The organism is Kluyvera chengduensis, assembly GCF_044197065.1.
GTDB classification, from domain to species: Bacteria; Pseudomonadota; Gammaproteobacteria; order Enterobacterales; family Enterobacteriaceae; genus Kluyvera; species Kluyvera ascorbata_C.
Genome location: NZ_JBIQOI010000004.1, coordinates 29960 through 55564 on the forward strand (window position 1 = coordinate 29960; position 25605 = coordinate 55564).

Annotated in this window: 21 protein-coding genes and 1 tRNA gene; 5 read left to right on the forward strand and 17 right to left on the reverse strand. The window is 54.9% G+C overall.

What is annotated here, in order from left to right; genetic code table 11:
• Positions 1-13: 13 nt before the first annotated feature.
• Genes citC through ACH1XZ_RS12760 form a run of 3 tightly spaced genes read right to left on the reverse strand, consistent with a single transcriptional unit; the run spans position 14 to position 3285 of the window.
• Positions 14-1033, reverse strand: a complete 1020-nt coding sequence (citC, locus tag ACH1XZ_RS12750) for a [citrate (pro-3S)-lyase] ligase (RefSeq protein WP_395595862.1) — start codon at positions 1031-1033, stop codon at positions 14-16.
• A gap of 13 nt (positions 1034-1046) precedes the next feature.
• Positions 1047-1910: a fumarylacetoacetate hydrolase family protein gene (locus ACH1XZ_RS12755; RefSeq protein WP_271458561.1), complete on the reverse strand. Its 864-nt coding sequence runs from the start codon at positions 1908-1910 to the stop codon at positions 1047-1049.
• A gap of 13 nt (positions 1911-1923) precedes the next feature.
• Entirely contained in the window at positions 1924-3285 is a 1362-nt protein-coding gene (locus ACH1XZ_RS12760) for a 2-hydroxycarboxylate transporter family protein (protein WP_395595863.1), read from the reverse strand.
• Between the two features lie 348 nt (positions 3286-3633).
• Between ACH1XZ_RS12760 and ACH1XZ_RS12765 the strand changes: the two genes are divergently transcribed.
• Both ACH1XZ_RS12765 and ACH1XZ_RS12770 read left to right on the forward strand, forming a co-directional pair.
• Complete coding sequence (locus ACH1XZ_RS12765) at positions 3634-5271, forward strand: ATP-binding protein (RefSeq protein WP_395595864.1); 1638 nt, start codon at positions 3634-3636, stop codon at positions 5269-5271.
• Positions 5261-5953 (forward strand): response regulator, encoded by a 693-nt coding sequence (locus ACH1XZ_RS12770; protein WP_395595865.1) that lies wholly within the window; start codon positions 5261-5263, stop codon positions 5951-5953. The genes ACH1XZ_RS12765 and ACH1XZ_RS12770 overlap by 11 nt, the downstream gene beginning before the upstream one ends.
• 30 nt (positions 5954-5983) lie before the next feature.
• Here the strand turns inward: ACH1XZ_RS12770 and ACH1XZ_RS12775 are convergent, their stop codons facing one another.
• Complete coding sequence (locus ACH1XZ_RS12775) at positions 5984-8119, reverse strand: ornithine decarboxylase (protein ID WP_395595866.1); 2136 nt, start codon at positions 8117-8119, stop codon at positions 5984-5986.
• A 418-nt stretch (positions 8120-8537) separates the two neighbouring features.
• Between ACH1XZ_RS12775 and ACH1XZ_RS12780 the strand changes: the two genes are divergently transcribed.
• Both ACH1XZ_RS12780 and ACH1XZ_RS12785 read left to right on the forward strand, forming a co-directional pair.
• Positions 8538-9245: a DUF554 domain-containing protein gene (locus ACH1XZ_RS12780; protein WP_333011296.1), complete on the forward strand. Its 708-nt coding sequence runs from the start codon at positions 8538-8540 to the stop codon at positions 9243-9245.
• A gap of 105 nt (positions 9246-9350) precedes the next feature.
• Positions 9351-9426 (forward strand) — tRNA-Phe (locus ACH1XZ_RS12785).
• A 48-nt stretch (positions 9427-9474) separates the two neighbouring features.
• Here the strand turns inward: ACH1XZ_RS12785 and ACH1XZ_RS12790 are convergent.
• From ACH1XZ_RS12790 to ACH1XZ_RS12840, 11 genes are all read right to left on the reverse strand, one after another.
• Positions 9475-9774 (reverse strand): SymE family type I addiction module toxin, encoded by a 300-nt coding sequence (locus tag ACH1XZ_RS12790; RefSeq protein WP_395595867.1) that lies wholly within the window; start codon positions 9772-9774, stop codon positions 9475-9477.
• Positions 9775-10128: 354 nt separating this feature from the next.
• Positions 10129-11034 carry a fimbrial protein gene (locus ACH1XZ_RS12795; protein ID WP_395595868.1) on the reverse strand — a complete coding sequence of 302 codons (906 nt, stop codon included), beginning with the start codon at positions 11032-11034 and terminating at the stop codon, positions 10129-10131.
• A gap of 16 nt (positions 11035-11050) precedes the next feature.
• Entirely contained in the window at positions 11051-11554 is a 504-nt protein-coding gene (gene fimG / locus ACH1XZ_RS12800; RefSeq protein WP_395595869.1) for a type 1 fimbrial minor subunit FimG, read from the reverse strand.
• 12 nt (positions 11555-11566) lie between these two features.
• The gene (fimF, locus tag ACH1XZ_RS12805) at positions 11567-12094 is read right to left on the reverse strand and encodes a type 1 fimbrial adaptor subunit FimF (protein WP_395595870.1); all 528 of its coding nucleotides are present in this window, start codon (positions 12092-12094) and stop codon (positions 11567-11569) included.
• Between the two features lie 10 nt (positions 12095-12104).
• Complete coding sequence (locus ACH1XZ_RS12810; protein ID WP_395595871.1) at positions 12105-14705, reverse strand: fimbrial biogenesis usher protein; 2601 nt, start codon at positions 14703-14705, stop codon at positions 12105-12107.
• Between the two features lie 72 nt (positions 14706-14777).
• On the reverse strand, positions 14778-15467 hold the full coding sequence (locus ACH1XZ_RS12815) for a fimbria/pilus periplasmic chaperone (RefSeq protein ID WP_395595872.1): 690 nt from the start codon (positions 15465-15467) through the stop codon (positions 14778-14780).
• A gap of 44 nt (positions 15468-15511) precedes the next feature.
• Positions 15512-16051, reverse strand: coding sequence for a type 1 fimbrial minor subunit FimI (gene fimI, locus ACH1XZ_RS12820; protein ID WP_395595873.1), 540 nt, complete (start codon positions 16049-16051; stop codon positions 15512-15514).
• Between the two features lie 69 nt (positions 16052-16120).
• Positions 16121-16672 (reverse strand): type 1 fimbrial major subunit FimA, encoded by a 552-nt coding sequence (fimA, locus tag ACH1XZ_RS12825; RefSeq protein ID WP_395595874.1) that lies wholly within the window; start codon positions 16670-16672, stop codon positions 16121-16123.
• 1305 nt (positions 16673-17977) lie between these two features.
• Positions 17978-18607, reverse strand: coding sequence for a deoxynucleoside kinase (locus tag ACH1XZ_RS12830; protein ID WP_395595875.1), 630 nt, complete (start codon positions 18605-18607; stop codon positions 17978-17980).
• A gap of 248 nt (positions 18608-18855) precedes the next feature.
• Positions 18856-19197 carry a DUF1971 domain-containing protein gene (locus ACH1XZ_RS12835; RefSeq protein ID WP_035892065.1) on the reverse strand — a complete coding sequence of 114 codons (342 nt, stop codon included), beginning with the start codon at positions 19195-19197 and terminating at the stop codon, positions 18856-18858.
• 153 nt (positions 19198-19350) lie between these two features.
• Complete coding sequence (locus ACH1XZ_RS12840) at positions 19351-21639, reverse strand: FdhF/YdeP family oxidoreductase (protein WP_395595876.1); 2289 nt, start codon at positions 21637-21639, stop codon at positions 19351-19353.
• A 332-nt stretch (positions 21640-21971) separates the two neighbouring features.
• On the opposite strand from ACH1XZ_RS12840, the gene ACH1XZ_RS12845 reads away from it, so the two are divergent.
• Positions 21972-22157: a hypothetical protein gene (locus ACH1XZ_RS12845; protein ID WP_395595877.1), complete on the forward strand. Its 186-nt coding sequence runs from the start codon at positions 21972-21974 to the stop codon at positions 22155-22157.
• Between the two features lie 160 nt (positions 22158-22317).
• On the opposite strand, the gene ACH1XZ_RS12850 is transcribed toward ACH1XZ_RS12845, so the two are convergent.
• Together ACH1XZ_RS12850 and gss are read right to left on the reverse strand one after the other, a co-directional pair.
• Entirely contained in the window at positions 22318-23499 is a 1182-nt protein-coding gene (locus tag ACH1XZ_RS12850) for an aminotransferase-like domain-containing protein (protein WP_395595878.1), read from the reverse strand.
• 124 nt (positions 23500-23623) lie between these two features.
• Positions 23624-25492 carry a bifunctional glutathionylspermidine amidase/synthase gene (gene gss, locus ACH1XZ_RS12855; RefSeq protein WP_395595879.1) on the reverse strand — a complete coding sequence of 623 codons (1869 nt, stop codon included), beginning with the start codon at positions 25490-25492 and terminating at the stop codon, positions 23624-23626.
• Positions 25493-25605: the final 113 nt, after the last annotated feature.

Below are 25605 nucleotides of genomic sequence, written 5' to 3' on the forward strand. Positions count from 1 at the left end.
TTAGTCCTGATAGTTATGCGACTTCCGCACTGTAATGCGCTTCTAAATGCGCGAAAGTGGATGCCGGGACAATGTCCCGGATTCGAGAAAATTGCTGCGTTTTCAGTAAGCGGCGCACTTCCGATGCCGAAATGGCGTTACCCGTGACCTTAATGCGCGGGATCTCCACCACCGTGATGTCGCCCTCGAGTAACGCGTGCAGCGTCTGGTTGTACTGCCGGGTGACATCGCAAAATGGCTCAGAGCCGATGAAACGATGGGTAATGCCCAGCGCCGGCGCGATGTTATTGCGAAATAACAGCACGTCGATTTCACTCCACGCCTGCTGCACTTTCCCGGACTCTTTGAGGAAATAGGCCGGGAAGGTGGCGCGGGAGATGATGTACTGCGAACCTTCATGCACCGTGACGTTGGGCAGATGCGCCACGCCCGCCCGCACCATTTCCAGACGCGCCTGGAACGGGAAGAACGACGCATCCTCGCGCACCACAAACAGGTGCAGCCAGTCGCACTGCGCCGCCGCCGTTTCCACCAGATGACGGTGGCCGAGAGTGAACGGGTTCGCGTTCATCACGATGGCGCCCACCTTTTCCCCCGGCCTGCGTTTCTGGCTGAGCGCGCGGCAGTAACGCTGAATTCCCTGCGGGGTGTTTTCCATCAGCACCGCGTTGTTACCGCTTTGGGCAATGGGCCAGAAACCGCTACGGGCAAAGCGCTCTTTGTTGCACGGGCGCGTACAGAGGAAAAGGTGGAAATGGCCCAAGGCCAGCGCTACGTTTTCCACCTCAGCCAGCAGACGGGCGCTCAGGTTGGCGCCGCGCTGGCGTTCATCAACCGCCACGCATTTGATAACGTTCGCCGCCAGACCCGCACAGCCCACCAGCGTTTCCCCGGACCAGGCTTCAACAAACAGCGAGATGTCGCTGTCCATGCCGAGACCGCTATCAACCAGCAGCGAACGAATCGAATCTAAACGTTCCGGATGTTCCGCTACCTGGGTAACCCGGAAATCGAAAGTGGGTTGCGTGTGCATCGTGCCGCCTTACTTAGTGCGCTGCCGTCAGCGTGTTCGCTGGCGCTTCCATGATGATGTTGCTGAGGTGGCCGATGTGCTCAATTTCCACCTCAATACGGTCGCCTTCCTGCATAAACAGCGGCGGGTTACGCTTTTTGCCGACGCCGCCAGGGGAGCCGGTGATGATCACATCGCCAGGGCTCAGGCGGGTGAAGGTGCTGATGTATTCAATCAGTTCCGCCACCTTGTGGATCATGCTGCTGGTGTTGTCGTCCTGCACCATGCGGCCGTTCAACCAAGTGCGGATGGCAAGCTGGTGCGGGTCAGGAATTTCATCCGCCGTGGTCATCCACGGGCCGAACGCCCCGGTCTGACGCCAGTTTTTACCGGCAGTAAACCACGTGTGCTGCCAGTCGCGGGCGGAGCCGTCCATGTAGCAGCTGTAGCCTGCTACATGGCGCAGCGCGTCTTCACGGCTGATGTTCTCGCCGCCCTTACCGATAATCACCGCCAGCTCGCCTTCGTAGTCAAACTCACGCGAATGACGCGGTTTCAGTACCGGTGCGTTATGCGCCGTCTGGGAGTCCGGGAAGCGGACAAACAGCGTCGGCGCAGGGTTATGCTGGTCAAACTCTTTACGTTTTTCGGCGTAGTTCATGCCCACGCAGAGGATCTTTTCCGGGTGTTCAATCACCGGTAAAAAGGTCGCGGCATCCATCGGTACATCCACCGCATCGTTGAGATAACGCGTGGCGTCCGCCAGCCCGTTGCCCTCCAGCAGCGCCTTCAGGTCAGCGTAGCGGTCACCCAGACGGCGGCCTAAATCAATCATCCCTTGGGTCTTTACGATGCCGTAGCTGCGTACGCCCTGATAGATAAAGCTTGCGAGTTTCATTATTCAGTCCTGATTAAACGAGGAAGTTGCCCAGTACCAGCAGCGAGATAGAGACGTTAATCGCCCCACCGATACGGGTTGCAATCTGTGCGAACGGCATCAGGCTCATACGGTTACCGGCGGTCAGAATGGCCACATCACCGGTACCGCCCTGCCCGCTCTGGCAGCAGGAGACGATGGCGACATCAATCGGGTGCATGCCGATTTTTTTACCGACGAAGAAGCCGGTGGCAACCAGCGCCGACACGGTGCTGACGATGACCAGCAGGTTGCTGACGGTGAAAGCGTTAACCAGCTCCTGCCACGGCGTGATAGCCACGCCCACGGCAAACAGAATGGGGTAGGTCACGGAGGTCTGGAAGAATTTGTAAACCACCTGAGAACCTTCCAGCAGACGCGGAGAGGCGGCGTTGCACAGCTTCACCAGTACCGCCATAAACAGCATGCCAACCGGTGCTGGCAGGCCAATCAGTTTGTGGCCCAGCATCCCCAGCATGTAGAGCAGTACCGCCAGCAGCGCGCCGGAAGCGATGGTGGTGACGTCGGTTTTACCGGATACCGTTGGCTGCGAAGATTGCGTATCTGCGTTAGCGCGGTTTGGCATCAGTTGGCCTTCACCGGTCAGGTGCGGATAGCGTTTACCCAGTTGGTTAAGGCAGCCAGAGATGATAATGGCGGTCAGGCCACCGAGCATAACCATCGGCAGTACGCGACCGAGCGCAACGCCCTGATCCATATGCAGTATGGTGGCGTAACCGATAGACAACGGAATCGCGCCTTCACCGACACCGCCCGCCATAATCGGCAGAATGATAAAGAAGAAGATCTGGAACGGCTCAAGACCCAGCGCCATCCCCACGCCCATGCCAACAATCATGCCGACGATTTCGCCGCACAGCATCGGGAAGAAAATACGCAGGAAGCCCTGAATCAGCACCGTACGATTCATGCTCATAATGCTGCCGACGATAATGCAGCAGATATAGAGATAGAGAATGTTGGTCGATTTATAGAATGTGGTGGTCGACGCCACCACCACGTCCGGCAGCAGGCCGTAATAGACCATTGCCGAAGGAATAAAGGTGGCGCAAATCGCTGCCGCACCGAGCTTACCGACAATCGGCAGACGCTTACCGAACTCGCCGCAGGCAAAACCAAAAAACGCCAGCGTCGCGACCATCACCACGATATCGCTCGGCAGCTTGCCGCCCAGACAATCAATCGCGATAAGTACCCCAGCCAGCAAAAACAGCGGCAGTGGAATAATGCCAACTTTCCAGGTATCCATAATATGCCACCAGCGTTCTTTAAGCGCCGGACGCTGAATTTCTATCGGATCGTGGGTAACAGAGAATGAATCATCAGTTGTGCTCATAATGAAGCCCTTTTGGTTATTTTGTGTGTTTAGCCTAAGGGCTTAAAGGCTTACTTTGTGTGAGTGAAAGCATATTAAAACCGAAGTTTTAATGGCACCTATGGTTTTAATGGTTTCTTTTATTTAATGTGATTAATGCCTTATTTATAAGCGTGGTTTTTATGGTTTCTTTTCTAAATTGCACAAATAAATAACATTTATTAATTTAACCTTAATTAAACCCGCTTTTCAGAAAATCCCCTGTCAGGGCGCGGCTGTGCAAGGGATCACAAGTTTCCGGCAAACAGGCTGGTATCGTCAAAAAAGATGATATATTGGCGGTATCCATTGCGGCCCTGCGTGAGAGTAATGAAAGTATCATTCCAGATAAAACTGTTTATTTCGCTGGTTGCCTTTTTCTCAGTGCTGTTTGCACTGCTGGGTAGCTATTATTATATCGATATGGGTCGTCAGCTCTATCAAGAGATGAGCGGTCGCGCCAAAATACAAGCGGAAGAAATTGCTATCATCCCAAGCTTGCGTAAACAGGTTGCCGATAAAAATATTCCTGCCATCCATGATTTTATGCAGCGATTAGCCGCACGCAGCGATGCCAGCTTTATTGTCGTTGGCGATAATGAAGGTCGGCATCTATTTCATTCAGTATTTAACGATCGCGTAGGCACCACGCTGGTCGGCGGTGATAACGAAGAGGTGTTGCGGGGTAAAAGCACTACTACGATTCGCCAGGGTGGGTTAGGCATTTCGCTACGCAGCAAAGCCCCTATTTTTGATGACCAGGGCAAGGTGATAGGCATTGTCTCCGTCGGCTACCTCACCAGCTATCTCGACAGCATCACCGTCAACAAGGTGGTGAATATCCTGATTGCCGCCGTCCTGCTGCTGCTGGCGCTGTTCATCTTCTCGTGGTTCTTCACCCGCAGTATTAAAAAGCAGATTTTCTCCCTGGAACCTCGCGAGATAGGGCTGCTGGTGCGTCAGCAAAAAGCGATGATGGAGTCTATCTACGAAGGCGTTATCGCCATTGACGATAACCTGCGTATCGAGGTGATTAACCAGGCGGCCAGAAAGCTGCTGGGCCTTAGCCTTCCGGCGCGTCGGCTGCGGGGACAGTTGATTAGCGACGTCATTACCCCGATGCCGTTCTTCAACCGTGAGACCATGCTCAAGCAGGACACGCACGATGAGATCTGCCATTTTAACGATCTAACAGTAATCGCCAGCCGCGTAAGGATCATGATGGAGAATTCGCTTCAGGGTTGGGTGATAACCTTCCGCGATCGTAACGAAATTGACTCTCTCAGCGCCCAGCTAAGCCAGGTAAAACGCTACGTTGATAACCTGCGCATCATGCGCCACGAGCAGCTCAATCGGATGACCACCCTCTCCGGGTTACTGCATATGGAGCGCTACGACGAGGCCATTCGCTTTATCCAGGCCCAGTCGGAGCACGCCCAGGAACTGCTGGACTTTATCTCCTCACGCTTTAGCTCGCCAACAATGTGTGGCCTGCTGCTGGGGAAAGCCGCTCGCGCCCGTGAAAAAGGTGTCGCACTGCGCTTTGACCCCGGCTGCCTGATGGACAGGCCGTTTGTCCCGCTGGCGGAGTCCGAGGTTATCTCCATTATTGGTAATCTGCTGGATAACGCCATTGAAGCGACGCAGCGCGCCCCGCTTCCGCATGAACCCGTAGAGGTGATGATCAAGCTTAACGATCGAGAGTTAATTATCGAGGTCGCCGATCAGGGGATCGGCATTAAACCGGAGATCCGCGAGCGGATATTTGAACGCGGGATCACCACCAAAACGCGGGGCGATCACGGGATTGGACTGTATCTGATCGAAAGCTATGTCACCCAGGCTGGCGGTTTAATCGAAGTTGCCGATAACACGCCGCGCGGCACGATTTTCTCACTGTTTATTCCGGCAACGGGAACGGCCAGATGTACCTCACAGGAACTGGAAGATACCGACTATGCAACATGAACTTATCGATGTACTGATTGTTGAAGACGAACATGAACTGGCGCAGCTGCACGCGGAGCTTATCAGCAAGCACCCGCGCCTGCGGCTCGTCGGTATAGCCTCTTCACTGGCGGACGCTCAGGCACAGCTCAAGAGCAAGCAGCCGCAGCTATTGCTGCTGGATAACTATTTGCCCGACGGTAAAGGCATTACGCTCATCAGCAACCCCATGCTGGTACAGGCCAACTGCTCGGTCATTTTCATTACCGCCGCCAGCGACATGGACACCTGTAGCCTGGCGATTCGTAACGGCGCCTTTGACTATATCCTCAAGCCGGTATCGTGGAAGCGGCTGAGCCAATCGCTGGAACGTTTTGTGCAGTTTGCCGAGCAGCAGCGGGTATGGAAAATCGTCGACCAGCAGAACGTTGATTCGCTCTACCAGCTTCAGGCCAAAAATTATCGCCAGGACAGCGGCAGTAAAGGCATTGAGGAGAAAACGCTGGGATTGGTGCAAAAGCTGTTTAACGACCAGGCCGCGCACTGCTTCTCCGTGGATGAAGTGGTCAGCGAAACGGGTTTGAGTAAAACCACCGCCCGCCGCTACCTGGAACACTGTGTAGAAGCGGGCTTTTTAAGCGTGGAAATGCTGTATGGCAAGATTGGACACCCGCGCCGTATGTACCGACGCAGCGCCGCATAACCCCCTCATCTACGGGATGAGGGGTCCGTTTTATTTCAGTACATAGCCGTACAACCGGCTGATACCGTCAGCATCCTTCTCGCTGTAAACCCCCTGAAGCTCCGGCGAGAAGCCGGGCAGCAGGTTCACCCCTTCTTCCAGCGCCAGGAAGTAGCGCTGCACCGCGCCGCCCCAGACTTCCCCCGGCACCACGCACAGCACGCCCGGCGGATACGGCAGCGCGCCCTCGGCGGCAATGCGCCCTTCCGCTTCGCTGATGCGTACCAGCTCCACGTTGCCGCGAATAAACTCGCTGTTGGCATCCTGCGGGTTCATCACTACCGCAGGCAGGCTGGCTTTGCGGAACATCGCCTTTTGCAAATCCTTCACGTCAAAGCTGACGTACAGGTCGTGCATCTCCTGGCACAGTTCACGCAAGGTATAGTCGCGATAGCGTACCGGGTATTTGTTGTAGATAGTCGGCAGCACATCGGCCAGCGGCGTATCGTCTTCGATATGCTGCTCAAACTGGCCGAGCATCGCCACCAACTGCGCCATTTTCAGAGCGGACTCCGCTGGCGTCAGCAGGAACAGGATCGAGTTGAGATCGCACTTCTCCGGCACGATGCCGTTTTCACGCAGGTAGTGCGCGAGGATCGTCGCCGGAATGCCAAACTCGGTGTACTCCCCGGTTTGCGCATCAATGCCCGGTGTAGTCAGCAGCAGCTTGCACGGATCGACGAAGTACTGATCCTGCGCGTAGCCTTCAAAACCGTGCCAGCGTGCCCCCGGCGTAAAGCTGAAGAAACGACGTTCGCTGGCGATGGTTTTGGTCGGGTGATCCTGCCACGGGCGACCGTCGACGATCGGCGGGATAAACGGCTGGATCATCTTGCAGTTCGCCACGATCGCTTTGCGCGCCTCAATCCCCAGCTCGACGCACTCCGCCCACAGTCGGCGGCCGCTCTCCCCTTCGTGAATTTTGGCGTTCACGTCCAGCGCCGCAAACAGCGGATAAAACGGGCTGGTTGAGGCGTGCAGCATGAAAGCGTTGTTCAACCGTTTGTGCGGGCAGAAGCGCGCCTGACCACGAATGTGGTTGTCTTTCTTGTGGATCTGCGAGGTTTGCGAGAACCCGGCCTGCTGTTTGTGCACCGACTGGGTGACAAAAATCCCCGGATCGTTTTCGTTAAGATCCAGCAGCAGCGGCGAGGTGTCCGCCATCATGTCGATAAACTGCTCGTAGCCTACCCACGCGGAGTCAAACAGGATGTAGTCGCAGAGATGGCCGATTTTATCCACCACCTGACGGGCGTTGTAAATCGTGCCGTCGTAGGTGCCAAGCTGGATGATCGCCAGGCGGAACGGGCGCGCGTCATCGGCTTTCTCCGGCGCCACCTCGCGGATCTGCTCGCGCAGATAGCGGTCGTCAAAACAGTGGTCGTCAATGCCGCCGATAAAGCCGAACGGGTTGCGCGCCGCTTCCAGATAAACCGGCGTCGCCCCGGCCTGGATCAGCGCGCCATGGTGGTTGGATTTGTGGTTGTTGCGGTCGAACAGCACCAGGTCGCCGCGAGTGAGCAGCGCGTTGGTCACAACCTTGTTGGCCGCCGAAGTGCCGTTCAGCACAAAGTAGGTTTTATCGGCGTTGAAGACCTTCGCCGCGAACTTCTGCGCGTGCTTGGCTGAGCCTTCGTGGATCAGCAAATCGCCGAGCTTCACGTCAGCGTTGCACATGTCGGCACGAAATACGTTCTCGCCGAAGAAGTCATAGAACTGACGGCCCGCCGGGTGCTTTTTAAAGAACGCGCCGTGCTGATGGCCCGGACAGGCAAAGGTGCTGTTGCCCATCTCGACGTATTGGGTCAGGGTGTCGAAGAAGGGCGGCAGAAGGTCTTCTTCGTAGCGACAGGCCGCCGTTTCCAGCTCCAGCCACTCCTGCTCTTTTCCGCTAATCACCGCATTCACGCCTTCCGGCGCGCTGATAGCTTCCGACGTCAGCACGAAGACCGGCAGGTTAAAACCGGTACGTTTGAGTAATGCCAGGATGCCGCTGTGGCTATCTGCCACCGTTATGACGACTGCTGCGACATCGGTAAAGTCGGTGCCGTCCAGCGCCACCACGCTGCGATGGGTGGAGAGACGGGAGACCAGTTCGCGACTGGCAGCAATGTGCATTGATTTCATAAGCGCAACGACCCACTCAGGGAGAGTAAAAGCCCCGGACAAAGCCGCTGGCTTTGCCCCATAAAGCGTCTGGGTGCAACTGGGTTACAGCTCCGACCGCCAGACATCAGTAAAAGCAGACATGGTCTAATCTTACTGTTGTCCTGCAGTGAGCGTGCGTTGGCTTCACCGCATGGTGAGCAATGAGAAAGGGGCAGACCTTCGCGAGCAGGCGAAGTGGCGTTGGCGATGTAATGGCAAAGATGTCATTGCAGGCGGCCCCGATTCAGGAAAGGAGAAAATTCGCGCAATCATGGCACCATTCACCAGGGGGTGCAAGACGAAATTTTTATGCACTTATACCACGGAGAAACAAGCACTGAACCGATTAATCAGTCCATAATAATGCAGGACTTATCGATAAGTAACAGGAGTTAACGTGGTAATAGGCCCATTTATTAATGCCGGCGCGGTGCTGGTCGGTGGTTTGCTCGGCGCGCTGCTCAGCCAGCGTTTACCGGAGCGTATTCGTGTTTCAATGACCTCTATTTTCGGCCTTGCCTCATTGGGGATTGGCCTGCTGCTGGTTATCAAATGTGCCAATATGCCGGTGATGGTACTGGCAACGCTGGTCGGCGCGCTGATTGGCGAGTTTTGCTTTCTGGAAAAAGGCATCAATAAAGCCGTTTCCAGCGTACAAAAGCGGATGCTCAAGCCGGGCAAAAGCAGCCAGCATGAGAACTTTATTCAAAGCTTCGTGGCGATTATCGTGCTGTTCTGCGCCAGCGGGACGGGGATTTTCGGGTCGATGCATGAAGGCATGACCGGCGACCCGACCATTCTTATCGCCAAGTCGTTCCTCGATTTCTTCACCGCGATGATCTTTGCCTGCTCGCTCGGTTTTGCCGTTTGCGCCATCAGCGTGCCGATGCTTATCATCCAGCTCTCACTGGCGTTCTGCGCATTCCTGATCCTGCCGCTGACCACCCCCGCCATGATGGCCGACTTCACCGCCGTCGGCGGCCTGCTGCTGCTGGCAACCGGGCTGCGCATCTGCGGGATTAAGATGTTTGCGGTGGTGAATATGCTGCCCGCGCTGTTGCTGGCGATGCCGATTTCGGCGGCCTGGACGGCGTTTTTTGCCTGACCCGACATGCAAAACGGGCAAAGTGGTGATAGATTGTGCAACTCGCCGCAAATTTTATAAATTTCGTTGACGAGTCGAGGCGATTACGGTTTAATGCGCCCCGTTGCCCGGATAGCTCAGTCGGTAGAGCAGGGGATTGAAAATCCCCGTGTCCTTGGTTCGATTCCGAGTCCGGGCACCACTATTTAAAGAACCCAGCCTATGGCTGGGTTTTTGCTTTTCAGGGATATCACAACGCGTTCAATACCCCCTCCTTCACCGCCTTTACCGCTTGCTTCATCTGCTTAATCTCTTCACGCAGCGCTTTCATTTCATCGTTATCCGGAATCAGCACAATGCAGCCTCCGGCAATCTTCACCGTGACGCCTGTTCCAATGTTGAAACCGACCTCTTTTAGCCATTTCCCGCTGAGGTTCAGGGAGGGCGTGCTGGTATTACCTTGCTGAGGGACGTAGCTGACGGTGTAGCGACGCTCGGTTTTTATCGGTGTGGCGGATGATGGGTGAGTCTGGGTAGGGATCGTAGCCATAGGGGGCAACCTCCAGTAAGTGATTATTTGAACCACCACCGAAGAGACCAATCTACGGGTGGCGGAACCGGACGGAGTTGGTCTTGCCGGCCTTACTGGACACCGGTGCGTCTTACGACGCCTCCGCCCAGCCCACCATTGAGATGTGACTAGGCAAACGACATAAAAAAGACGCAAAGCGCGTCATATGCCGCCAGTAAGAATATGCTCAGGAGACCAATCCCGGCACCTGATTTTGCAGATGCCGGGCAAAGGTACTGCTATCACTTACAGGCCGCAAGTGATTTTCATACGCTAATCAAATCATCACGTTAATCTGGAATTCGCCTCGCAAAACGTGCCGACACTGCGCCCTCACTGATACACAAACGTCACCCCAATAATCGACTGCACGTTCCCCGCCGTCACCTGACCACTGGTTCGCGCATAGGTGGCCGTTAACCCCAGGCTGACGGCAGAAGTCGTCACCGTCCCAAGCGACACCGTATTGTTAGCCGGCAGCACGCTGCCGTTGCGCGTAAGCTGCACGCCAATCCCCTGCGCCGGAGAGGCCGACGCGGTATTGGTGAAGATAGAGTTTGCCGCATCCGCCGTGGTGCCTGAAAGGTAGTAGCCCAGCTTCTGGCTCTGTGCACAATAAACCGTTAGTGGAATGGCGGTGGAGCCGGGATAGTCCGGCAGCGTCACCGTCACGTTACGCGCAGAAACATCGCAGCCGCCGGTCGGCACCACCACGTTGTTATTGGCATAGATGTTCCAGATAAACTGAAAATCATCGCTGTTTTTGTTGTTGGTCTGGCGCAGGATCATCACCGCAATCAACGTACCGGCGCTTATCGCCACGCCACCAGCAGAGCTAATCGGCGTCAGGTAAAGCGCCGTAGGCCAGGGTTTATCAGTCTTTGAGTTATAGATAATCCGGGACGTTTCGGTGGTGGTGGGAAACGGATAGCTGGTGCCGTTGTATTTCACGGTACCGGAGAAGCTCGACAGCACCCCGCCGTAGGCCGAACCACGCTGCAGCGTCACGTAGTCGGTAATGGTATCCGGGTAATCGTTATGGCAAAAAATCTGCGTCGAGAGATCGACCACCAGGTTTTGCCCCACGTTGACCGCCGGGGCGAGATCCACATAGACGTTGGCAGTCCCGCCGCCGATAGGGATCGTCGTACCGTTGGCGGTCTTGCAGGCAAACGACCAGGCGTTAAACGACCAGCCAGCCAGCAGCAGCGTCGTCAGTAGGGCTATCACGTTCTTCATTACTCTCTTCTCCTGGTCAGGCGTAGGTATAGGTGACGTTAATGACCGTCTTAATGGTGCCCTGGGTCGCGCCGCCGTTAACCGACAGTGCCCTCACCTTTAATGGGAAGTGCGCGGACTGCGATGCTTCTTCCACCGTCACCGTCGTGGTCGCGCCGGTGTTCAGCGTGTTTCCGCCGTTGTCCTGGAGCTCAAGCTGGATGTTTTTAGCGGTGCCCTGATTCTGGTAATAGCCGGTGGCGTCTGCCGTGCCGCTGAAGCTCGCGATCACTCGCGACGTGCCGACCGGGCAGTTGCTGAGCTCAAGCGCCACGCTGTGCCACGCGGAGACAGAGCCTGCGGAAAGCAGGCTAAAGGTATAGAGGTCGCCAAGTTCGACGCTGGCGTTAGTGGTTGATACCGTGCAGGGCTTCGCCACCACTTTGCCGTTGACGGTGATGGTGACATCGGCAGCCCAAAGCGCCGGAGAGACGGCCATCAGCGCTAACGCCCACAGCCAGCCGTAATAAAAGCGTTTCATCTGCGCCTCCGTTTACTGAAATTCAAGGGTGAACGTCGCCGTGGCGTTAACGTGACCGGGGGTGACCGGCACCTGCGTTGCCATCAGGCGAGCGTAAAAGTTCAGCGTATTGGTCTGACCGGGGGTGAGCGTCGTCCATGGAATGGTCGATGACGCGGCGTTAAGCGGTAGCATGGTCTGCTGCCCGTTGAGGATCTGAACCCCCATTCCTGCCGCGGCAGACGCGCCGTTATCCAGCTTTAACAGGCTGGTATTGCCGTTATCCGCCACGCCGATAAACCCGACCTTCACGGCGGAAACCGCCCCACCGCACGGCGAAAGCACGATGCGAAACGGGACGGAGGGCGTGGTTGCGCCAATGGCGTTGAACTGTTTGGCGGCGTTGTTCATCAGGTCGACGACAAAGTCTTTTGACTCGCCCGCCACGGCACAGCCGTTATCCCTGACGTTGCCGGTGATGGTTATCGTGCTGTCCGCCGCCAGCGCGCAGGTAGCCGTCAGCGCAAAGAGCGCGCTGAGCAGGTAAAAAGGGTTTCTCATTCTTCTGTCCTTAGCGGCACACGGCCGATAGCTGAATCAGCGTCTGTTCCTGGCTCTCATTCGGGATGCGGTAATCGGCCACGCAACGAGCATCGTCGCCTTCGCCCCACACCGCCTGAACCTTTCCGGCGAGCGGCATGCCGCTCAGGTAAACGAGGCCGTTATCCGCCACAATGCTGCTGTTCTGGCTGTCGGCCGACGTCACCATCGCGCCAAACGGCACCCTCTTGCCGTTGTGGGTCAGCGTCATCAGCAACTTCATCCCAACACGGGGGTTGAATTGCGCACGCACAATCGCACCATGGGTTGGCACCACGTTGACCACCGCCTCGTCTAAATCGACGTTATCTGCCAGCGAGTTGGTGTCTAACGCCACGCGGTTTTCCCGGTATTCAGTGGCGTACGGCAGGACGGCGTAACCGCGCCAGTCGGTGCGTACCCCGGTCTGGTTTTCGACCCTTGTCCCTTCCGCTCCCGGCGCGCTGACCAGCACAACCGTATCGTTGAGCGGCTGACTCAGCGTGACGCCGTTGGCGTGTGCCAGAATGCCGCCGCTCATGCCGTAATAGACCTGTTTCATGCCGTCGCTGTGGCTGTAACCGACGTTGGCATTTCCATAGCCACCGCGATAGTTCAGCGCCGCATAGCCAGTGCCGCCGCTAGAGCCTTCCCCGCCGCTGGCATAGCCGGTCTGCACGCTGTAGCTGAGGTTGTTATCGTCCAGCAGCGTGCCGTACAGCCCGGCCAGGTTGCTCATGCGACCATTAAGATCGTCAGACATGCTGTAGCTGGCGCTGGCGTGTCGCCAGACGGATTGGCTGTCTGAACGCAGCCAGTGGCTGAACGGAATGTTGACGTTCACGGCCAGCATCTGGTCGCGCCCGTCCTGCCAGGCGTTTTTGGTCAGGCTGTAGCTCAGCGTCCAGTTGATGTCGTTGACGGCGGTATTTAAACCGGCCTGGAACTGTTCGTCCGCGTTATCGGTTCCCCAGTAGCTTTGGCGGCTACCGCTTAAATACAGGGTCGCCGTACGTCCCAACTGCTGAGTGATACTGACCTGCACTTTGCCGCGTTTGCTGTAGGCCAGGTTGTAGTAATCGGTGAATTTCGGCTTCACGTAAACCGGACCGTCTTCGGTCATTACGCTATGGCCGCTCATGCGCTGATAGGTGGTATCGGCAAAGCTGTAGTAGCCCTGCGTGGAGTAGCGGTAGCCCACCAGTTGAATATTGGTGCCGAGCTCGCTGAGCGATTTGTTATAGAGGAATCGTACCGACTGACCCTGTTGCTGGCTGTCATCAGGAAGCGTGGCGTTGGCCTGGGTGATATCCACCGACAGCGCGCCCAGTTCGCCCATATTTTTCCCAACGCCAAGGTTAAAGGCACGGTAACGGTCTGCCAGTTGGGTACCGCCATAAAGCGTCCATCCTGCCGGTAGCCCGTGCATCAACGTACTTTGAAAGAACGTAGGATCTTCCTGGAGATCGTTGCCGCTGCGATATTTCCCGGCGGTCAGCGCATAGCGCGTGTGGCCTTCACGTTGCAAGACCGGCACAGAAGAATACGGCACGGTGAAGCTCTGAACGCTGCCGTCCGCCTCTTTAATAGCGACCTGGAGATCGCCGCCGTTACCGGCCGCATAGAGATCGTTAATAGTGAACGGGCCCGGTGGCACCGTGCTGTGATAAATCTCATAGCCGTTCTGCTTGATAGAGACCTGCGCCGTCCCGCGCGCAATACCGTGAATCACCGGCGCAAAACCTTTCTGGCTGTCCGGCAGCATATTGTCATCGGACGCCAGCTGCGCGCCGCGGAAGTTAATGCCGTCAAAGACGTCGCCGTTGGTGTAGCTGTCGCCCAGCGTCAAGCGCGAGCGGAACGGGGTGATATCCCGCTCCAGCCAGGTGTTGACGTGCTGCCATTGATTCTGACTGGTTGACCCGCTGCTGTAGCTCCAGGTGCTGTTATCACGTAGCCGCCACACGCCAACGTTGAGCCCGCTTTGCAGGTTTAAATAGGCATACTGGCTGCTGCCGCCGACGCGGTTCTGGACGTTATTGCCGGTAAAGTTGTAGTTCAGCAGCCCGGCGGTGATCCCGTTATCCCACAGCTCGGGTGAAATATAGCCACGCGCCTGATTCCCCATAAAGGCCTGAGGAATGGTCAAATAGAGGCGCTGCAAACCCACGTCTAAACGAACGGTCGAGTCTTTAATCATGTCCGTAAACGGGACGCAGGCTTGCGGCTCCAGCGTATCCATTCCCTTAATCGACGCCGTGTTAAGCCCCATGCTGGCAAGCTGGCCGCGCGTCAGGCACGGCATCAAACCGTGGCCGTTTTCACCGGCACTGAAGGTGACATCGCGGCTCGTCATAAAGCCATCATTGAGATAGATATCGACACGATAGGTGCCCGGCGGCAGCTCCTGCCCCTTCTCAAAGCTCGAGAGATCCGCAACGGCGGCGGGGTCGTCGGCCAGAAAGCGCGGGTTAAAGTAGAGCTCCGCCTGAGCAAGAAAGACCGGTGATGCGAGCAAAGTCACAACGGAGAGTTGCGTCAGCCGGATGCGTCGGGCCTGCAAATGGTCGAGGCCAAATTTCAGATATGACATAGTCCCTCCGGTTCGACATCGCCCGGCTATCTGTTCTTATTCTGTTCAAGGGATACGGGAAGTTCCCGTGGTTTACCGCATCACGCCGATTACGCGCGGCGTCAGCGCACCGTAGTCATTGATGGTTCTGTAGGTAATCTCTCCGCCCGCATCATCCGGAATTTTCACGCTGGTTTCGCCCATAGGTGGGACCAGCGCGTTATCCAGCACTCGGGTGCCCGCATTGAGTTCAGTGACCGTCAGGTAGTACGGCGTAGGATTGACCAGCGTGAGCTTGCCGGCACTACGACGAAACGTTAGCTTTTCGCGAGCCTCTTCCGGCGGCATCGTCAGATTTGCCGGGCGGTAATAGAGCTTGATGCGGCTGATAATGGCCAGTTGCAGGGTGTTGTCGTTAAGCTTTGATTTGTCCATCGCAGGGATCGCTTTGACGTTCATCCAGAACAGACTTTCTCTGTCCTGCGGCAACTGATTATTTGAGGCATCGAGGATACGCAGGGTGTTCTCTTTTTTCCCCTGCATCGCGAACAGCGGCGGCGTCACCACAAAGCGTCCGTCTTTAGCGCCCGCGGCGTTTTCTACCCATGACTGGATAAGGAAAGTGCCTTTCTCATCGGTATTGGTGACGGCCAGTTGTACCTGTTTTTGTCCCGCAGGGTAGATAACCCGGGTCGCTCCCAGCGCGACTCCCGCCTGTGCAGGAGAAACCAGTCCGGCGGCTATCAACAGCATTCCGAACACCATCATCAACGTTCTATTCATGTTTACCCTTGTTGTACTCACCGTCATATCCTGTGTCCGGTTAATTACTGATAGGTCAAAGCAAACCAGGCTTGTGCATTGGCCGTGCCGCCGACGACCTGACGGTCCGTTGAGCGGTACTTCGCAACAAAATGCAGCGTGTTCGTGCCATCGTTAAGCCGTACCCAACGACGAGGTTCCTGATTGATAGGAATCAGCTCGCCCTGAGCATCAAACAGCGCAATACCAATACCGGTCGCGATACCCGCACCTTCACCCACGGAGAGCACGTCAGGATCTTTACCGCTCGCGACGCCCTGAAATGACACGCCAACGTGCTGGCTGACGGCGGTGCTGCAATCTTCAAGATGGATATCAAAAGCAATCGGATTAGACTCTTCACCTGCCGCATGAAAACGATGGCTGCTCACCTGTCCCATCTTTACCGTCATCAATCGGTCACTCGCCGCAACGCTACAGGCCTCGGCAATAATGACGCCCTGAAAGCGCATACTTCCGCCGGGCACCGTGACGTTCCAGTGATTCCCAGCCTGAGCAACGGTCGGTAGCAAAGAAACCAGCAGCCCCCATTTCATCCATTGCATACTTATTCCCTCCACCCCTTCGCGAATAATCGGGCCTTCCTGGCCCTGGTGGCATCCTTGCCGAATGGATTACTCGTATTGCACTTTGAAGGTCGCGTCGGCGTTCGCCGCACCCGCCGTTGCTGCGCCGGTGGCGTAGTAACGAGCCTGGAACGGAATAACGTTGGTGCCATCGTTCAACGTGGTCGCGCTGCTGAAGGTTGCGCCATCCAATGCCAGCGGTTTGCCCTTGTTGTCGAGGATCTGAATCCCGACGTTAGTCGCGCCACCGGAAGCTGAACCCTGCAGCGCCAGAACGGTGGTGTTGGTGGTATCAATCGCGGTACCGGAGAAGGCCACGGAGGCTTTCGTCGATACTGTGGTATCACAGTCGTTCAGTTGGATGTTAAAGCCGACTGCAGAGCTGGTGCTGCCCGAGGTCGCCAGTTTTGCAGAGCGTACCTGGCCCATCTGCACCGTCTGGTCGATAGAACCGGCATCAACGGCACAAGCCGCGTTAACCACTTCACCTTTGAAATGAACGGTACCGCCATTTACGGTCGTGGTATCCGCTGCTAATGCAGCCGTTGAAGCCATAGACAGTGCAGAGATAATGACCAGCGCAGCCTTATTAATTCCCATAAAACCTACTCCTTATTAATAGAGAATCTTATTCTCATTTTGTTAAAAACAGCGATGAATGGTGATACCGAACGTACCGCCAGATATACTTTTATGACTTAAGTGAAATTTCCTTACTCGCAACAATAGTGCCATTGCTGATTGCCAGAAATGGCACTCCTACCGTCGGTTGAGCTTAGAAATATCAAGATAAAAAGAGAGAGCCGCAGCATTATTGCCACGTAACCCAAACATCCTTTTTGTTTTCTGCCTCAAATAATAAATGTGTTTTTCGCTAAACCCTGCGAGCTTATTTATTTGTGATACTGAATACCCTTCGCATAGGTAGCGAAAAACAATTAGCTCTTTCTCAGAGAAAAATCTCTGATCGTAAATAGATTTACCCGCCTTATACAGGCATGAGTAAAGATCGGAAAAGCCTATTTTTTCAGAGACTAGCCAGGGAAAAGGCCCCTGAAAGTCGCACCCGGAAGAAGCTTCCATCTTGTATAGCAGTACAATTCGGCAACGAGAAGTCGGTGACGCCAATAAACCAAGTATTCGATGCCGTTCTACAACATCAGAAATATAAACAACGAAGATATCCCGAACCGATGTGCGTAAGTAGCACTTCGACCGCAATTGCCGAGAGTTGATCGTTGAAACGTTGCCATCCTGGATAACATCATCATCCTGTAATGCCAAAAGAAAAAAACTGTTATCCGAGATAATACAGTGCCTCATATATTACCCCAACGTCCTGTTCTGAGTTTTTATCTAATATTTGTGGTTCCTGATTCTATAAATCTGTTTGCTAAATTTCGGTTTAATTATATACGCAGTGAATATATATCGTCAAAAACGATCAATTAATTATTATTGATAGTTATAATCAATTGATTTGGTGAATATAGATCGTCTTAATCGATCAATTATTTAATAAAAACAAGAAGATCAATGAAATAGATAATCATATTTTAGGATTTTTCTATTAATAAGATCTTATACGTACGGATATGTCCGCAACTCGATTTGTAATTTTATGTAAAGAGCGTGCTCAGATTCATAATTTAACTTATTTTTCACATTCACATAAATTGATCTAGATCAATTAACAACAACTGAACAAAAATACAATTATTGATTAAAACCAAATTAGGCCAATAAATTTAGCCTATTAAGAGTAGCTATTGTCGTAATAAAACCCCTCAATGGGAGTATAGACGCTGCTTTGCAGTAAGGAGGAATAGAGAACGGCAGGAGAGGTTCGAAGAGGTCAGGCGCAGCCTTCATATGGCGCTGCGCCGTGGAAGAGATTTAACGTTGCTACTTCAGGCTTTCAACGACGGCATCCGCCAGCGTTTCCGGACAGGCAAACCCTGACTCTACGCGATGCGTCAGCAGGTTAGATCCGTACTGGCGGGTAATCTGCGGCAGGCAGGCATCGTGGAAGGCTTTAAGATCGGCAAAATAGTCCAGCGTATATTCGCTCTCCCCCGCCCGCCCCCGCGCCATGCAGGCGTTAAAGCATGACTCCACGTCCCGGTCGACATACACCACCAGGTCAATTTGCGGGTAGCTCTTCAGGTAATGCTTAATTTGATAGAAATAGGACATATAGCGAGCCGAGGGCTGTTCGGTCATCAGGAAGTTAACGTGGCAGAACACGATATCGCTAAACAACGAACGCTCAATCACGTAGTTACCGTCCGGAATATCCTGTAAAAGCGCCTGTCGGCTACGGGTAATATAAAGCTGGAACGCCACCCTCGCATCCGCATCGTGGGGGTTTTCGACGAAGACCTGCAGCAGTTCAAGAAACACCGGGTCTTCATCCACCGGCTCTCGAATGACTTTCCAGCTGTCGCCCGTTTTCTCGGATAGCGCCTGAGCCAGAGGGTCCAGCAGCGTGGTTTTACCTGCGGCAATATTTGCCTCAATAGCAACAATCTTCATGTCGACATCCTGATGAATTAACGAATTGATGCGGCGTCAGCAGGACGCTCCGTATGGCTAGCAGGACAGTCTGGCCCTTCACAGTATAGATATTCCTGATATTCGGCAGCGTGGAGTAAAGGTTGTTCGCGGCAGCACTCCTGCTCGCCGTAATCGACTCGCGTCGATGCGTTTGTGAAGAATGTCATCATGGCGTTTTACACTATCGGGAGGGCTTCCCCATCAACGGTGATGGGGAAGCAATAGAGTTAGGATTTTTTCGCGCTGTAGACTTCGTCGCCGGAGAATTCAGGTTCGGCCCAGAAGTTAATGTTGAACTGCGCATCGTCGGTCATCTCGATACGGTGCCAGTACTGCGGCGGGCTGGTCGCGAAGCTACCAGCATTAATCACCACTTTAACCTCCGGCTCGGTGGCCTCGCCGTTGGCGAAACCGTAGTAGGTTACCGTCCCTTCCATGACGCAGAGCTGACCAAAAATGCCGGCAGCGGTGTTGTGGTGGCTGAGCAGCGCGGCAGGCACGTTGTCTTTCGTAAAGAATGGGGTGGAACGTTTGATGGTCCAGTTTTTTGGAATTCTGAGATGGCTCATAATGACCTCCGCTTCATAAGATGCATTTAAAATACATCTTTAATATTTGGCTGTAAAGCGTTATTTGAGAATAAATCTCATTACCAAAAATGACGGCATCCAGAAACGAAAAAACCAGCCGGAAGGCTGGTTTAGTGACGATAAATACAAGGCTTATGCTTTACGGATAAGCACCGGCACGCTTTTGTAGGCCGGCGTGAGACTCTGCCTATCGACGGCATCGAGCGACAACAACACGTTGGCCTCCGGCAGGTAAGCGCCAATGGAGCCTGCCGCCATGCTGTAGATAACCACCGTTAACCCGTACATCGCGCGATCGGTACTCGGTGTGCCGCTATCGTCCAGCGCTTGAATATTAATCACATCGCCTTCCACCAGCCCGCGTGCATCCGCTTCTGCCTGGCTCAGGAGCGCTACGTCACGGCGGCCGGTGATCCCACGGTAGCGGTCATTCATGCCGTAAATAGTAGTGTTGTACTGATCGTGGCTGCGCAGCGTTGCCAGCACCAGTGAGTCAGCAGGCTGATTCTGGCGCTCGACGGCGCGCTCACGGCTTACCACAAAGTTGGCTTTTCCGGTTGCCGTGTTCCACTCACGCCGCGAGGCTGGCGTATCCATGCGGAAACCGCCCGGTGCGGCAATACGGGCGTTGTAGTTGGCAAAGGCCGGGATCACGTCGGCTATAGCATCACGAATCAGCGCATAATCGCTCATCATCGCTTCCCAGTTCACCGGAGAGTTCGGCAGCGTGGCACGCGCCATTTCCGCCACAATCGCCGGTTCTGATTTCAGCCAGCGCGAGGCCGGTTTCAGCGCCCCGCAGGAAGCGTGCACCATCGACATGGAATCTTCGACGGTCACCGACTGAATCCCCCCCGCCTGCATATCGCGTTCCGTGCGGCCCAGCGCCGGCAGCAGATAGTTGTGCTTCGCCATCAGCAGATGCGAGCGATTCAATTTGGTGGCGACGTGTACCTGCAGGTCGAGCTTTTTCATCGCCTCGAAGGTGCGCTGCGGCTGCGGCATCGCCACCGCCAGGTTACCCCCCATGCAGATAAGCGCTTTAGCATCGCCACGTTCGATGGCGCGAATGCTCTCTACGCTGGAGCGACCGTGTTTGCGAGAGACGCTGATGTTAAAGCGCCCTTCGAGCCGCACCAGAAACTCTTCTGACGCTGCTTCGTTAATCCCTACCGAGCGGTCGCCCTGTACGTTGGAGTGACCACGCAGCGGACAGATCCCCGCCCCTTTCTTGCCCATATTGCCTTTCAGCAGCAGCAGGTTTACCAGCTGCTGAACGTTCTCGGTGCCGTTCTTGTGCTGAGTAATGCCGAGCCCATAACAAATAATGGTGGCGTTGGATTTATCGTAACGATCCGCGAGGTCTTCCATCTGGCGGCGAGTCAGGCCGGAGTCCTGTTCCAGTTCCGCCCAACGGCAGCGATGCAGATCGTCATACAGCTCCTGATAGCCGTGGGTATGCTCAGCCAGAAACGCGCGGTCGAGGCACGGTTCCTGGCCAAGCAAAATACGGGCTTCATCCATCTCAATCAGCGCTTTCATCACCCCTTTAAGCAGCGAGGCATCGCCGCCCATTTTCACCTGGTAATACTCGTTGCTCAGCGTCGTCGCGTGCCCCTGGAGCATATCCGTCGGGCTTTGTGGGAAGCTAAAGCGCTCAAGCCCCCTTTCCGCCAGTGGGTTGATGGAGATAATGCGCGCACCACGCTGCGCCACTTCGCGCAGCGTGGTGAGCATACGTGGATGGTTGGTGCCAGGGTTGTGGCCGATGCAAATCACCAGATCGCAGTGTTCAAAGTCGTCCAACTCGACGGTGCCTTTCCCGAGACCAATAGAAGGCGTCAGGCCTGCGCTGGTCGGCCCATGACACATATTGGAACAGTCCGGGAAGTTGCTGCTGCCATATTCACGGGCAAAAAGCTGATACAAGAACGCCGCTTCGTTGGAGGTACGCCCGGAGGTATAAAACTCTACCTGTTCCGGGGAAGCCATATTGCGCAGCTGCTCACCGATATCGGCAAACGCAACCTGCCACTCAACGGCCTGCCAGGTGTCGGTCGCGGAGTCGTACTTCATCGGGTGCGTCAGACGGCCAATATTTTCCAGCTCATAGTCGCTGTAGTGCCACAGCTCAGCCACCGTGTGCTGGCGGAAAAATTCCGGTGAGGCTTTCTTGCTGGTCGTCTCCCAGGAAACGGCCTTCACGCCATTTTCGCAAAGCTCCATCGGTGAACGGTGGCCAGGGTCAGGCCAGGCGCAGCCCGGGCAATCAAAGCCTTTGACCTGATTCATGCGGAACATCGCGATGATGTCACGCGCGACGGCTTTCTGTGAAAACACCGAGGCTGCCACCGCTTTGACGGCCCCCCATCCACCCGCAGGCCCTTGATAGCCGCTTACACCTGGAACGACATTGCTCATTTTTACCGCTTATTTTGTACCCAATTTCAATGGGGAATACGGTAGCAAGTTCACCGGCGTAAAGATTTCCTCTTCACGAGGTACGCTAGCTCTACAATGAACGGGTTAGATAGCGGTCCCTCCAGGTAGCAGATAGCGCTCTTTTCTGACCGGATTTCATCGGATAAAAACGCCATAGTGAAACGATAATCTGCGGCTTAAGTTAAATCAGATATTATGTTTTGCCCGTTAACATCATCAGGATTTCATCTGATAAACACACCAGGAAAAAGTAGTTGATCTGATAAGCGCTAGCTTTTATTTTCTTCTGAGTTTTCTAATAGGGTCCTACGATGTCTACCATTACAGCCAACAGTATTAGTGAAGCGAAAGAATTAATTTCCTGTGGAAAATATAAGGAAATCATTCTTGATTTCGATATTGATGCCGATAGTTTCTTTACCCTCGCCACCGCCCCTCATGGTATTAAAATAACCCTCACGGATAGAAATAATCACGCTGCGGAAACAGCAGAATAATAAGAAGAATAAATCGGGATATTTTTATGCTGTTATTTATTGGTACTGGGGCAGCCGCCTTTCTGGCGTCGCTCATGCTTATCTGGCTTGATGACCGGATTGCCGACCAGGAATAAGAGAAGAGACTCCGCGCTGAAGTGCAGCGCGGAGCAAAACAGAATTACAGCGACTTCGCCAGGCGTTCCACGGCGGTCATCAACCCTTCCTGCGAGACGGTAGAGTACGACAGGCGCAGGGTGCGGGTATCCGGATTATCGTTATAGAACGCTTCGCCCGGCACGTACACCACGCCGTTTTCCAGCGTTTTTTCCAGCCACTTCATGGTGTCAAACGGGTAGCGGAAGCGCGCCCACAGGAACATCCCGCCCTTCGGACGGCTGAATTCGATATGCTCCCCCAGACGGCTTTCCAGAGCGTCGGCCAGCGCATCACACTTCTTACGGTAGTCTTCGCGAATAAGCGCAATCTGGTTTTCCAGACGGCCCAGGCTCAGGTACTCGGCGGTGATCACCTGCGACAGCATATTGGTATGCAAATCAGCGGCTTGCTTGACAATCACCGTCTGCTGAGCCAGCCAGTCCGGCATCACAATCCAGCCAATACGCATGCCTGGCGCCAGAATTTTGGAGAAGGTTGAGGTGTAAACCACCTGGTCTTCACAGCCCAGCTCTACCGCGTGCTGGTACAGCGGACGCTGCACTTCATCGGTAAAGCTGATTTCACCGTACGGGTCGTCTTCGATGATCACAAAATCATACTGCTTCGCCAGTTCGACCAGGCGACGACGACGGTCATCGCTCAGGGTTTTACCGCCAGGGTTGCCGAAGGTAGGCACCAGGTAAACGGCCTTCACGCGCGTGGTGGAAAGCAGTTCGGCAAGCTGTTCTACCAGCATGCCGTTGTCGTCGGTATCGACGCTCAGAATGTTGGCCTGCGCCAGCTGGAAGACCTGCAGCGCCGCCAGATAGGTTGGGCGTTCAACGACAATGGCATCGCCCGGGTCAAGCAACGTGCGGGCGACGATATCCAGCGACTGCTGCGAGCCCGACGTGATATACACGTGACTTGCCTGACACGCCACACCGCGCGCCTGACACAGCTCGCTGACGGCCTGACGCAGCGGCGGGTAGCCTTCGGTCAAACCGTACTGAAAGGCGTCGTTAAAGCGTTCGCTCATCACCTTCTGCACCGCCAGCTCCAGCCCTTCGGTATCAAAAAGCTCCGGGGCAGGAATGCCGCCACCGAGAGAAATCACGCCGGGCAGTTTACTGTGTTTTAAGAGTTCGCGGACGGCGGAGGGTTTGAGTTCACCCGCGCGCACGGCGAGTCGCCGATCGTGCATATTCATTTCCTTTTCTGTCTTGTTGTTGTGTTTATTGCAGGCTTTCTTTACGTAGGCCTGATAAGCGAAGCGCCATCAGGCAACCCGACGCAGATTGCCGGATGGCGGCTCCGCCTTATCCGACCTACAATTCGTTATCTTTTATTACCACCAGCGGTTCAATATCACTCTCTTTCTTAATCACCAGAGATTCGTCACCGCGTAAACAGGTGCCGCCGTAATTACCGCCGACGGTAAAGGTACATACTTGAATATATTTTCCAGCGACGTTTGGCAAGCACCAAAGTTGCTGGTAAATATTTTTTCTATCGACAAATTTACCGCTGGTTTGATCCAGCAGCCGATCGTTCCCGCTCACCAGGTCGATATTACTGCCGCAGCGACCGGAAATAGGCTTAATCGCATAACCCGTTTTTGCCAGGTGTTCGCTGATGTCGAAATCGGTATCCAGCAGATACGGATGGTTCGGGAACAGCGACCACAGCACTGGCAGAATGGCTTTGTTGCCAGGAATAACCGTCCACAGCGGTTCAAAGACCATCACTTCCGGGCGCAGCAGCACGTCAATCAAGCGCACTTCGTTATTTGGGTTACCGGTACGAATCGGCACGGCGGCATATTCGTCTTCGTCGACTTCACGCACCTGCTCAATGGCGGTTTCCCACGCCCAGGTTTTCCATACGCAGTTCACCAGACGCCCGTCGCCGTCAATCAGCTGACCGGCGGCATCCCAGCGCAGTTCGTCGAGGCCATAGAGAATTTTGCTCTCAAAGCCCGCCTGCTCAAGGGCACGCTGCATAAACTGGGCGTGGTAATTTTCCTCCAGATCGTTGTCCTGCATGATGTGCACAAACGGTCTGGCCTGGCTGTGTTTCCACGCGCCCACCAGCTCGCTCAGCAGGTCTTCCGCCGGATTATGCCCGTTGCCGCGATAGCCGGTTTTCAGCCACTGTTCGAGGATCAGGCCACCTTCGGTGTGGCAGGAGGCGGAGTCGGCGTTGTATTCGTAAACCTTCAGCCCGCGCTCGTCCATGCAGAAGTCCATGCGCCCGGTGATCATGTCGTGGCGACGACGCTGCCAGGAGAGGCGCAGACGCGGCCAGAGGATTTTCGGAATGTCGAACAACGCCAGCAGGCTGTCGTCACGCATCACTTTGTCGGTGGCGTGGAGATACATCAGGTGCATCTCGTTGGTCGCTTTAATCAGCTCCTGCTCGGCGCTTTCGGTCATGGTGAAATACTGGTACGGGTCAGCGTTGATCACATGACCGTTGGCGGCAATATACGCCTGCTGGAGCGAATCTTTTTCGTCCAGCCATTTGCCGTCGAACTGACCGTGGTTCTCAAGACGCGCGCCGCCAAGCTTCAGCGCTTCACCGGCAATGGCTGGCTGCGGCAGGCCGTAGCGTGCATCGTCGGTCTGGATCATCCAGCCAAGAATGGTGGTGTCGTCGAAGGTGTCATGCAGCGTGTAGTGACCGTCTTTCACTTCAAGCGTCAGCTCGCGGGTCCACTGTTGGCCTGCTGGCAGCGGCGAGTGCAGCACATTCTGTTCGGCAATACGCACTTTGTTCCCCAGCAGTTGGGTAATCACCGCCACGTGGCCGGTTTCATTAAACTCACCGCCCTTTTGCCAGATAAGCAACGAGCCGACGAGCGGCGCGCGGCGAGAGCCGTTGGCGAAGGCCTGAAGCGGGAGAATCGCGTCGTTGACCACCTGGCGTAGATAGCGCAGCGAGAAAATCTCGTAGGCCATGCCAACGTCGGTGAAGACAAATCCGTAGTTGATAAACAGGAAACGGCGGGCGAACTCGACGCACTGCCACTTGTGGCCCATGTATTCGTTGTCGATATAGCTACGAAACGATGCGTCGTCAGGCATGTCGCCCGGTTTTAAGCTGCTGTAATTTGAAGAGTAAATCGCTACGCCACCCGGCGCATACCCCAACAACGTGCCAAATGGGGCGTCACTATTGGTACTTCCCTTGCTCATGAACCTTCCTCAAACATACCGTGCGATTTTCTCGCCCGCACGTTGAAATTAATCCAACAAAAGTGGATTAATCATACACCCGTGTATGCGAGGATGACCCATAAGAGGCAAAA